A 10,368-nucleotide genomic window follows, 5' to 3' on the forward strand; every position below is an offset into this window, starting at 1 on the left:
CTCTGTAACCCTTTTCCCCTTTTTTTCCCCTTTTACCCTCATTCCCTATTTTTTCTTTTTCCTTTTCTTTCCCGCCCTTAGGCGGGTCGATTTTTTTGAGAAAATGGCGTTAATGTTAAATTTTATTAAGGCAATGAAAGAATTATCGGTGATTCAAAAGTGTTATGATTTGGTGAAGTGGTACGTTCCGATTATAGAGCGTTTTCCCAGAGTTCACAAGTTTACGATAGGGGACAGGGTAATCAACCAACTTTATAACATACTAGAGAATTTAATCAGGGCTAAATTTGCCAAAAGCAAACTTGCCAAACTTGAATATATCAACACCGAGTTAGCCGTTCTCAGACATCAGACCCGACTTTTATTAGATTTTAAGTTGATTGATCTGAAACGCTATGAATACGTCAGTCAATTAATTGATGAATTGGGAGGGGAATTAGGTAACTGGATTAAAAGCCAACGTGAACGAGAAGCTAAACCAGATTAAATTATTGTCATCATCGGAAATTTAAATGAAGCGTTACGGTAATCTCTATTCCCAAATTATCGAATTTGATAATCTATTTCTTGCCGCTCGTAAAGCACAATCGGGCAAACGTTTTAGGGATAACGTTCTAGATTTTAATTTTAATCTAGAAAGGGAACTAATGCAATTGCAACGGGAGCTAAAGGATAAAAATTATCATCCTGGAGCCTATCGAACCTTCCACATCATAGACCCCAAAAGTCGCCTGATATCGGCCGCACCTTATCGGGATAGAGTAGTCCATCACGCTCTTTGTAATATCATCGCTCCTATTTTCGAGCGCACTTTTATTCATGATTCCTATGCCAATCGAGTTGGATTTGGAACTCATAAAGCCTTGAAACGGTTTATCGGCTTTGCCCGTTCTAGTTCTTATATCCTTCAGTGTGATATTAAAAAATACTTTCCTTCCCTCGACCATGAAATCCTTAAAGCACTGATACGGCGCAAAATTAAATGTCCCGATACCCTCTGGTTAATCGATACTATTATCGATAACAGCAACGAACAGGAAGCTGTCATTGATTACTTCCCCAGCGATAATCTGCTGACTCCTTTAGAACGAAAAAGAGGTCTGCCTATTGGCAATTTAACCAGTCAATTTTTTGCTAATATTTATCTAAATGGACTCGATCATTTTATCAAAGAAGTTATTAAAACTCCCAAGTATGTCAGGTACGTTGATGATTTTGCTCTCTTTGCCGATGACCGAGATTTCCTCGTCGAAGCCAGAGGTAAAATTGAGGAATACTTAATCAAACTGAGGCTGAAAATTCACCCGATCTCGCGTAGCGAGCGCGTTGCGACCAAAAGTCAACTTTTTGCCACTAAATACGGTGCTAGTTTCCTCGGTTTTCGTATTCTACCCGACCGAATTCGTGTCAGGAATAGCAACCTCCATCGGGGCAGGAGAAGACTAAGACAATTGCAGCAAGATTACGCAATCGGTACAATTGACTGGAAAGGTGTAGAGCGATCGCTGATTAGCTGGATGGCACATCTAGAACATGGCGACACCTGGCAGCTAAGAAAACAGATATTCAGTTCCCTCGCATTCGTGAGGCATTGAAGAAGGGATAGGCGAACCCGACCGCGGGGCGGTTCTTGGTACAACAATCCAAATAACTGCCGTTCCGCTTACCGCAACAACAACAACCGCCGCGACAACAACAACAACAACGGTTTTCGGGTGGTGTGCGGTGCTGGGATTACTCTTTATCGTCGGGGTTGGCAGGTGGCAATCTGCCAAGAGTGCATCGAAGAGTCCAGCCTGTTCCTGCGATGTTGGCGACGACATCCAAAAATCAAACCGAGTCGGGGAGCCTGGTAGGTTACGAAGGGTCTCCCGGCTCACCCCCACATTGATCGAAATCTCCCCAAAAAATCTAAACCAGCCTAATATTTTTGGTTCTTCGTTACTTGGTATGGTTCGATATGGGGGCATAAATTCTCTTAATCCCCCCTACAGCCTAGGCTATACCCTTTTGTGACCCAGTAAACCAACTAATATAACTATCTAACCAAATTAGATGTATAATAAAGCTATCATCTTAGATTAAATTAGATGCTATGAGCAAAGTAATTAGCTTCTCGATCAGTGATCGCTACCTAGACAAAATCCGATCGCTATACCCGAACCTGACCGAGAATCTAGCAGCCAAGCAATTCCTGATCGATCAATTAGATGCAAGCTTAGATGTGAGCTTAGATAATAGCTTAGATGCCAAGCTCAGAATCTTAATAGAGAAAAGCTTAGATGCCAAGCTAGATGACAAATTAGATGCCATGGAAAAATCGGTCGCAACGCAGTCGCAAAGCAAGATCGAAGACCTTGCTAATAAACTATCTCACTGGGTTTCAGGTTTTGATGATCAGATAAAGGATATCGATCAGGAAATGAAAGATAGATCGATCACGATCGATGATCAAATAGAAAAAATAAAAAATCGCCTTGATAACTGGACATTAGCCACAAGCAGCGACATCAAAGATCTTAGAGATAAATCGATCGTGATCGATGATCAGATAAAAGCTATAGAAGCAAGGCTAGATGAGAACTTAGATACTAATTTAGATGCTAATTTAGATGATAGCCTAGATAGTAGCCTATATGAAAGCTATAGCGAGATTTTCAACGATAGGCCAGATGAGAGTTTAGATGATAGCTTGTATGCTAAGTTAGATACTAAAGTAGATACTAATTTAGATGATAGCTTAGATACTAAACTAGATGACAGCTTAGATGATGCCCCCATCGATGAAAAGCGCGGACAGACAGTCGCAACGCGCTCGCTACGCGAGATCGAGCCAGCGATCGAGCCAGATGGCCAACCCTTCGACTTGGCTCAAGGCAAGTGGCTAAACTTGCAGGAAATACTAGACCAGCGCCGGAAGGATTGGCCAAAATCGATCGAAGGCTTGCGGAAAAAGGCGATAAGGGAAGGATGGCCACGGCGAGATCGAGAAAACAGGAAGGAGTACCAGATTCCCTAAAGGATCATCGGGGCGCGCCCTACGGGCCAGGCTCCGAACATACCAATATCTAAGGGACTACTGGCAAAACTTGAATTTGCTCGCTCGTCGGGCGGGGGGGATATCCTTCTTACCTTATGCTTGCCAGTAAAGATGCCCCCGCACCTTCTCGTTTGCGCCAGCCACCCACCCCCCCACCCCACCCGCCACCAAGTCCTGATCTAGCAGAGGTTGCGATTACTTGACAGTTGCCGGTGGGGTGGACCCCTCTGGTCGCTGGCGGACTTTGGCGCGCCTTGGGTCGTGGACTTCGCTGATAGCGGGCTGGTGTGGATGCGCGCCAGCCGCCGACTTCCCGCCGGGGACCTTTGAGTTTTTTTCCTTGACTGGCGCGCCTGCGGCGCGCCAGATAATAGATTTATTTTACCTCGTTACTATGGTATAATGATAATAGTTTCGGGAGATTTTTTTTATGTTTTCGCCTTTTTCTGTTTTTTCGATTGGATTCTCTGGCTCTCGCTCTCCTTCTCGTGCTTCTAAGTTGGCTCTTTGCGATTTACTGCCTTTTGTCCCTCCTCGCTGCCGGCGATCGGGGCTTGCTGGTGATCCTGCCCTCTTCCCCGGTCTGCCCGGCGGGAGTTTTCCCGGCGCGGCGCTTCTTTGGGGGCGGATCTGGTTCTTGGGGGTCCGCGGCCTTTGCTCTTGGGTCCGGGCGGCGGGTTCTGCTTTGGCTCCCCGGCTCTTCGTCTCCCCCTGCTTGGGCTGGTGTCGATTGGGAGCGCTGGGAGTCTTGCTGGTGGTTGGGGGTTCCCGTTCCCCCCCCGGCTCAGTTATCTCTTTTTTAGTTCTTTTGTACTATGCTCGGCTTTTTCCGCCGGGCATTTGCTTGATTATTCCTTGTTACTATGCTATAATAAAAGCATAGAACCCAATAGGAGTAAGACTTATGACCTACCGATGCACCCGAATTAATCCCTATCCGGCAGAAACTCCGATCGCCGACAGACAGGGCTACTACCTGAAAGCGAACAGCGTAAAAGAAGCTCTGGACTGGATGGGCCGCAGATTCCCCGGCGAAGAATTCACGATCGAAATTTGGCAGTAACTACCAGAGCAGGGAGCTTTTCCCCGCTAATCCCCTGCTTAGGAAAGAAAAAAATTAATTATTAATTTGCTTGCTTCTTTCCTTGTTACTATGGTATAATGAAAGTACAAACAAAGAAAAGCGATCGCCCAACTTGCAATTATGCGATCGCCTTTCTCTAAATCAAACCAAAAGGATAATAACACTATGCAACTAATCGAAGCAATGGCAACCGACCGCGCCCGCCGCGTAAATACTAAATACGGCGAGCGGACTGTAATTGATGCGGTAAGACGCGATACCGGGGAAAAAGTGACCGTATGGCGCGGTGGTGACGATGAATATTCGATCAAGCACGTGATTACGAATGCGCGATTAACTTTAACCCTTGACTCAAAAGGCAAATACTCTTTAGTAGAGGATCCTAATCTGATCAATTTAGGCCAACCACTGCCAGAGCTACCCGTAGCAGTGAAACCGGTTTCTCGCCATTTAGCAAGCAATAACCCTCCTATTCCTGCTTACTCTATCCCTGAGCCCGATCCCAATTTTTCCCCTGAAAAAAAAGTAGAAATGGCTGAATATGTGGCTAATTTAGCCCAACTTTATCAGCACTGCCAAGATAAAGCCGAAGATATAGCCCTCACTCCAGAAGATGCAAGAGCGATTGCGACGACGCTTTTCATCCAAACTACCAAAAAATTCGGACTCTAAATAATTAATAAATGGGGGGGATTAATTCCCCCTAAAATAGGAGGTAAAAATGAAGGAATTCTCAGGATTAATGAGAGTAGAAATCGAGGTAATTATCGAAGCAAAAAATCAAGGAGAAGCCGAAAAAATCTTTGATGATATTTACCCTAATATTTCTATAGAGAAGGAAGGGAGCCACAAAATTAAAATCCTTGACGAGAGAAATAATCTCGATTGTATTGAATGGGAAATAAACGAAATCACATCAATAGGAGAGTAGAAAAATGCACATAAATTTAAGCACTGATGAAGCAACCAGATTGCTTAAAAAAGACGATAATGCAGATTGGTCATGGTCTGGAGCATTCGCATTGATAGAATATCTCGAAGATTTGGAAGAACAAACTAATCAGAAAATAGAATTAGATCGAATTGCTATTCGATGCGATTATTCCGAATATTCTAGCATCTTAGAAGCGGCAAAAGATTATGATTTCATCCCCCCAGAAGATAGTGATCAAGAAGAAATCGAAGCGGCTGCATTTACCTACTTTGAGAATCAGACTACTGTTATCAAATTTGAAGGAGGGGTGATTATTCAGCACTTTTAAACATCAGTTATCAGTTATCAGTAAACCATTAAACAATTAGGAAACTAAAACCATGAATAAACTAGAAAATCTTAGCCAATTTACGGGTACTGAGAACCATTACCGCAATAAAAATTACCCATTTTTATACACCGACGGGATAAAGTATCTCGCGGAAAATGGGGGGGCTTACTGGTTACTCGACGCGATCGCCTCTTGGCAGTTAGAAAAGATAATCCGCTGTGATCAGTACCTTGCTGATTTGCAATTCTGGAAGCTCAAAGTTAGTGATGATAACTCAGCAGTTCTCACCTGCGAACGCGATACCGACGATATTGCTTGCGAACAAAAGATCCCCTTTACCGATTTTCCTATTCAGGAGATCTGCCTTTATTTAGTCAATATGGGCAACGGCGAGGGCGTGCTAATGTTGCCGTCCGAGTATTAATTTCAGTTTTTATGGAATGGTAATTTTAAGCCACCAGTTATCAGCCATCAGTACACAATTAGGAGATTATCATGGAAAATTATAATTTTGAAAGCGAAATGGAAGAAACTTCCAAATTAATGCGCGAATGGTATGAATCGCTGATCCCCGAAACTTTGCGAAATCTAGATCGGCAGCTGACAAAGCTACCAAAAGGCCAGATCGGATTAATTTTTTTCAAGGATGGCAATATTAAAGCTTCCCTTACCACTCCTAAGTATGATCCAGATATAGTTGATCGATTGAAAAATGTACACTATTTTTATGACAAAAAGCCTGCATGGAATCCTCAAAAGAAGAGATGGGAAATTGAAATCGATTTTCTTTCCAAAATAATCTTTGCTTTTCCTGATTTTGAATTATCGCCTTCTCTTTTAAGCCGATTTCCTTCTACAAAAGAGATTCAAGAAAATGGCACTCGCGCCATTTTGTATATTCATTCTACAATTCAAAAATATGCAAGCGAGGATCTTATCCAATACTATATGGAATTACAAGAGATGGGGATAATTAAAAATTACGTTGAAAATCCTGAAGAAAATTATGATTGTGCAAAAGGAATAATTTTAGGCAAGGCTCCCCGCCACGCCGAAGTACAGCCAAAAATTAAAGAATTAGCTTGGAAAATGGGATTTTCTGAATCAAATTGGGAAAAGCTAGAATAAAGAATTCTTGTCAGTTACCAGCGCTCAGTAAATAGCTATCAGCAGTAAAAAACAAAACACGAGAGGACAAATCAATGTTTTTTCCTTCTACTAATCCCATAATTGATCGCATAAATTCCGAAATCTTTTTTGATTATTCACAAAATTTCAATCACCGTTCTATTGCTTCCCTTGATTCCTATCGAGGAAAGGTACTTACTCGAATCAATCTTCTTCTTACTGAAGAAACGCGGCAAGAAATCTGGGATGCTTTCTATTACTGGTGGGAAAAAAACAACGACATTGATTACTGGTATTCATGCCGTGAACAAATGGATTTTAAAGAAATGGCTGATTGGATTATTGCTAATTTTTGGCGAGAATTACAAATCGAGCGAAAACTAGATGCAGAAACAATAGATAAGCTTCCAGATGGAGTTAAAAAAACCGAAAGCGGACACTATACTTTTAGTATTTCTTCCGAGAGCGACTTAGAAGATGCCTTGCAATGGGTAGAAAATACCGAGTTTCAAGGAAGTGAAAAACAAGTAAAATGGGCGAAAGATATAGCTTTACAACACTTACAAGAGATTGTAAGTGCATGGAAAAAAGAAATCGAAATCCCTATTTCTGCTAAGTGGTGGATCGAAAATAGAAACAGTATTGATTTTAGTAATTGATATTTTCTATCGTAAAGCATTTAATTAGTTATCAGTAAAAAACAAAACACAACACACAAACAGGAAAAAATTATGACTACTTTGCAAGAAATTTTATTAGGAGAATTAAATCCTCGCTGGTTTTCAGAATTCGACACAATTATTGCTACAAAAAATGATGGCGAATTTTCTTTAGAATCAAAGGCATCTTTCGCTGTAAAATCAAGCCGCACAGGATTAGATTTTCCTTGCAGCCAGGGTGAGTATTTTTGCGATATAGAGAAGGCCTTTCAGGATCGGGAAAATTACTGCTATCCCGATGGATTTGAGAAGCCCAGCAAAAAACAGCTTTTAGCTCTAAAAAAAGAATGGGCAGATTACTATATTAATCGAATAAATTATCCAGAGGAATGGTAAATAGCTAAATCGATTTAAGCCTGAAAGAATCCCTATTAGGGATTGAGACCTAACAAGTCTGAGGCACTATCTAATCCCTATTAGGGATACCCCGAAGCTTTTAGTAGGGGAAAATTTGAAAAAATGAAAGCTTTATTACTCGATCTCGACGGCACGATCCGCCGGCCTACTAGCGGAAAATTCATCGAAGATCCAAACGATCAGGAACCAATCGAAGAAGCGATAAAAACTATCAAAATTTACCATCAAGAAGGATGGATAATAATAGGAATCACCAATCAGGGCGGAGTAGCCGCCGGGCATAAATCCCTGAAAAGCGCGATCGAGGAACAACGAAAAACTTTAGAAATATTCCCGCTGCTTTCTTATATCTACTTTTGCCCTGATTTCGAGGGGAATTTATGCTATGGCGTAAGCCGAGAAAATATAGATTTAATTCATGAAATGCACAAAGAATTTTTAGGCCAATTTAGAAAGCCTAATTGTGGCATGATTTCCGCAGCTTTAAAAAGCTTTAAAAATCCATTAAAAGCTTTAATGGTAGGCGATCAATTAGAAGATGAAGAAGCCGCAAAAAATGCAGGTATCCACTTCTTAAGTGCTGATATTTGGAGATTTCCCCCAATCAATCGCGAATTTTAAGGAGAAATAATCTTGCAAGTCCCCACGGTGAACAGTGGGGATTTTTGCTAGGGGTTAACGGACAGATAAAGAGCGATCGCCTCATCGAGAATAGCCGCGATCGTTTTGCCTTCCCTCTCGGCCTTTGCCCGGATGATCGGATCATGCTCCTTGAGAAGCCGCAGAGCGATCATCTTACTCGATCGCCTCCCAGGATATTGATTAATCCCCTTGGGATTGTGAATCGTGCCTTTAGGGACTCCTTTCCCAGCCATGCTTTTACCTAAAAATTTTTACACATTCCATACTAACACGGTTAAAAAAATAATTGATTATTCCTTGTTAGCATGGTATAATAAAAGAAGAAGCCACCGAACCGGACATCTGATAAGAGCCTAATCGGTGGTAATCCCATTATAAGGACCCCACCCACCCACCCCGCTCAGTTATCAGTTATCAGTTATTAATCGCAAATTAATCAGGAGCAATTAAATGTATTTCCATAATGCTAATGCTTTTTGTCACCTCACCGCTGAGATAAAAGAATTTGCCGTAAAACTTGAAAATATGCTAGTAATGCTAAATCATCATTTATCGATAGATAAAGATGGTTGTTATTGCAAAATATTTTATTTTAGCGGCAATTCAACTTATACTTACCCAGAAATTTATGATGCCAAAAAAGTATTTGGGATATTAAATAACTTTGATAAAAACGAAAGTTATCTATGGACTTGCTTAAAAAAATGCAAAGCCTAAAGCCTAGTGAGCTTTAGTTATCAGTTATCAGTTATCAGTTATCAGTTATTTATTAATCAATCAACAGGAGTAAATATGTTACCACCAGAAGTAAGAATAATCTTAGAAGATATTTTTTCGGATATTCAAGCTCACAATCGTTTATCCGAAGAAAATATAATACAATTGATCGAAATTGACCCATTTTTTCTGCATAAATTTGCAGCAACTTACGATATAACTAAAGAAGAAGTAAAAACCAGAAGCGCAAAGGGTTGGATAGATGCTTCTACAGTTTTTAAATATCTTGAAGTGCGTCGCCGGGAATGGCTGTTTTTATGGAATGCAGATCACTGAAAGTTTCAATCCCTAATAGGGCTTAAAGAAACAACAAACAGGCTAAACACCCCACACCCCACACCCCACACCTAAAAAAACTATGAAATGCCCTCAATGCCAATCCTCAGAAACTTACAGAAAAAGCCCCGAAAGTATGATTATCTACTGCGATAATTGCGGCCACCAATGGGAGGCGGATCAAGTGATGAAATCGCTCGCATCAGCCCGCAAGCAACAAGGCCGGCATCGACTAGATATCGATGTTTACCTATGCCCGATCGATAAAAATAAATACTCTTTTGCCATCAATAAAAATGGCGGAGTCCGCGCTTTTTATGAATTTGAATCTGATCCTTATTTAAGCGGCTGCTACGAATCGATCAAAGAGGCTCTAGAAGCCGGAATTAAAGAGGCAACAAACAGGCTTAGTTTGTGCAGATCGCTTCAAGTTAATCCCTTTACTGATCACTGAAAAAAGCTTCTCCCCACACCCCACACCCCACACCCCAATCATGAACGAAGACACAAAAACATACATCAAAGAATGCGGCCCCAGTATCCGGAAATACTGGGATTTACACCCAGATGAGCAGCAATGGCTCTATCCCTTGCTCCAGAAGCGGCTGCGAACCGCGATCGCTGTATTGGAAGCAATCAGCGATCGACCCCGAACCTACTCGGAAATCGCCAAAATTACAGGCCTCAGCGAGAACACGGTAAAGCAGCTTACCTACGCCCTAGGGGAGGCAGGGATAGGAATTCAAGTATTCAGCGAAGATCGCACCTACTACCCTCAAGGCGGCAGGAAGCGCAATCTTAAAAAATTTGACGAAAGCAGTGTACAAAGCATAGAATGAAAAGATGGCCAACCCCAACCCCAGAACCGACCAACTGCCGAAACAACAACCGCGCTGGAGACACCTACCAACGCGGGCGATCCGAGTGCCAGAGATTTTGCTAGTGGGACTTAAACAAATTTCAAGCCCAAACAAAGCCTAAACTGGCTTTGTAAGCGGCAAACACATCCCGATTCTCGGTCAGCCACTCAAAGAAACGGAAAGACATCGCTGTCCGAAAAGCTGCCAAGGCTTCCACAAA

17 protein-coding genes and 1 pseudogene are annotated in these 10,368 nt (G+C 41.8%); 17 read left to right on the plus strand and 1 reads right to left on the minus strand.

Going from position 1 to position 10,368, the window contains the following annotated elements; genetic code table 11:
• From avd to O9295_RS16360, 13 genes and pseudogenes are all read left to right on the plus strand, one after another.
• On the plus strand, positions 1 to 487 hold a 487-nt coding region (gene avd / locus O9295_RS16305), incomplete at its 5' end, for a diversity-generating retroelement protein Avd (RefSeq protein ID WP_288033867.1).
• A gap of 25 nt (positions 488 to 512) precedes the next feature.
• On the plus strand, positions 513 to 1,595 hold the full coding sequence (locus O9295_RS16310) for an RNA-directed DNA polymerase (protein WP_288033868.1): 1,083 nt from the start codon (positions 513 to 515) through the stop codon (positions 1,593 to 1,595).
• Positions 1,596 to 1,631: 36 nt separating this feature from the next.
• A pseudogene (locus O9295_RS27900) lies at positions 1,632 to 1,856 on the plus strand (hypothetical protein); the annotation flags it as partial.
• Between the two features lie 239 nt (positions 1,857 to 2,095).
• The gene (locus tag O9295_RS16315) at positions 2,096 to 3,019 is read left to right on the plus strand and encodes a hypothetical protein (protein ID WP_288033870.1); all 924 of its coding nucleotides are present in this window, start codon (positions 2,096 to 2,098) and stop codon (positions 3,017 to 3,019) included.
• Between the two features lie 925 nt (positions 3,020 to 3,944).
• Positions 3,945 to 4,103 carry a hypothetical protein gene (locus O9295_RS16320; protein ID WP_186814382.1) on the plus strand — a complete coding sequence of 53 codons (159 nt, stop codon included), beginning with the start codon at positions 3,945 to 3,947 and terminating at the stop codon, positions 4,101 to 4,103.
• A 186-nt stretch (positions 4,104 to 4,289) separates the two neighbouring features.
• Positions 4,290 to 4,796: a hypothetical protein gene (locus O9295_RS16325; RefSeq protein WP_147073539.1), complete on the plus strand. Its 507-nt coding sequence runs from the start codon at positions 4,290 to 4,292 to the stop codon at positions 4,794 to 4,796.
• 49 nt (positions 4,797 to 4,845) lie between these two features.
• The gene (locus O9295_RS16330) at positions 4,846 to 5,055 is read left to right on the plus strand and encodes a hypothetical protein (RefSeq protein WP_150975046.1); all 210 of its coding nucleotides are present in this window, start codon (positions 4,846 to 4,848) and stop codon (positions 5,053 to 5,055) included.
• Between the two features lie 4 nt (positions 5,056 to 5,059).
• A complete protein-coding gene (locus O9295_RS16335; protein WP_288033873.1) occupies positions 5,060 to 5,386 on the plus strand; it encodes a hypothetical protein in 327 nt (108 codons plus the stop codon).
• 52 nt (positions 5,387 to 5,438) lie between these two features.
• The gene (locus O9295_RS16340; protein ID WP_288033875.1) at positions 5,439 to 5,813 is read left to right on the plus strand and encodes a DUF6876 family protein; all 375 of its coding nucleotides are present in this window, start codon (positions 5,439 to 5,441) and stop codon (positions 5,811 to 5,813) included.
• Positions 5,814 to 5,884: 71 nt separating this feature from the next.
• Positions 5,885 to 6,517 carry a hypothetical protein gene (locus O9295_RS16345; protein WP_288033878.1) on the plus strand — a complete coding sequence of 211 codons (633 nt, stop codon included), beginning with the start codon at positions 5,885 to 5,887 and terminating at the stop codon, positions 6,515 to 6,517.
• Positions 6,518 to 6,591: 74 nt separating this feature from the next.
• Positions 6,592 to 7,176 carry a hypothetical protein gene (locus O9295_RS16350; protein WP_288033881.1) on the plus strand — a complete coding sequence of 195 codons (585 nt, stop codon included), beginning with the start codon at positions 6,592 to 6,594 and terminating at the stop codon, positions 7,174 to 7,176.
• Positions 7,177 to 7,257: 81 nt separating this feature from the next.
• Positions 7,258 to 7,572: a hypothetical protein gene (locus O9295_RS16355; protein ID WP_288033883.1), complete on the plus strand. Its 315-nt coding sequence runs from the start codon at positions 7,258 to 7,260 to the stop codon at positions 7,570 to 7,572.
• A 123-nt stretch (positions 7,573 to 7,695) separates the two neighbouring features.
• On the plus strand, positions 7,696 to 8,214 hold the full coding sequence (locus tag O9295_RS16360; RefSeq protein ID WP_288033885.1) for an HAD-IIIA family hydrolase: 519 nt from the start codon (positions 7,696 to 7,698) through the stop codon (positions 8,212 to 8,214).
• Between the two features lie 47 nt (positions 8,215 to 8,261).
• Here the strand turns inward: O9295_RS16360 and O9295_RS16365 are convergent, their stop codons facing one another.
• Positions 8,262 to 8,468 (minus strand): hypothetical protein, encoded by a 207-nt coding sequence (locus tag O9295_RS16365; RefSeq protein WP_288033886.1) that lies wholly within the window; start codon positions 8,466 to 8,468, stop codon positions 8,262 to 8,264.
• A 217-nt stretch (positions 8,469 to 8,685) separates the two neighbouring features.
• On the opposite strand from O9295_RS16365, the gene O9295_RS16370 reads away from it, so the two are divergent.
• From O9295_RS16370 to O9295_RS16385, 4 genes are all read left to right on the plus strand, one after another.
• Complete coding sequence (locus tag O9295_RS16370) at positions 8,686 to 8,952, plus strand: hypothetical protein (protein WP_288033888.1); 267 nt, start codon at positions 8,686 to 8,688, stop codon at positions 8,950 to 8,952.
• A gap of 75 nt (positions 8,953 to 9,027) precedes the next feature.
• On the plus strand, positions 9,028 to 9,288 hold the full coding sequence (locus tag O9295_RS16375; protein ID WP_288033889.1) for a hypothetical protein: 261 nt from the start codon (positions 9,028 to 9,030) through the stop codon (positions 9,286 to 9,288).
• Positions 9,289 to 9,370: 82 nt separating this feature from the next.
• Positions 9,371 to 9,742: a zinc ribbon domain-containing protein gene (locus O9295_RS16380; protein WP_288033890.1), complete on the plus strand. Its 372-nt coding sequence runs from the start codon at positions 9,371 to 9,373 to the stop codon at positions 9,740 to 9,742.
• A 40-nt stretch (positions 9,743 to 9,782) separates the two neighbouring features.
• On the plus strand, positions 9,783 to 10,127 hold the full coding sequence (locus tag O9295_RS16385; RefSeq protein ID WP_288033892.1) for a winged helix-turn-helix domain-containing protein: 345 nt from the start codon (positions 9,783 to 9,785) through the stop codon (positions 10,125 to 10,127).
• Positions 10,128 to 10,368: the final 241 nt, after the last annotated feature.

Origin of the sequence: Microcystis sp. LE18-22.4A (assembly GCF_027531105.1) — a bacterium.
In the GTDB taxonomy this organism is placed as follows: domain Bacteria; phylum Cyanobacteriota; class Cyanobacteriia; order Cyanobacteriales; family Microcystaceae; genus Microcystis; species Microcystis aeruginosa.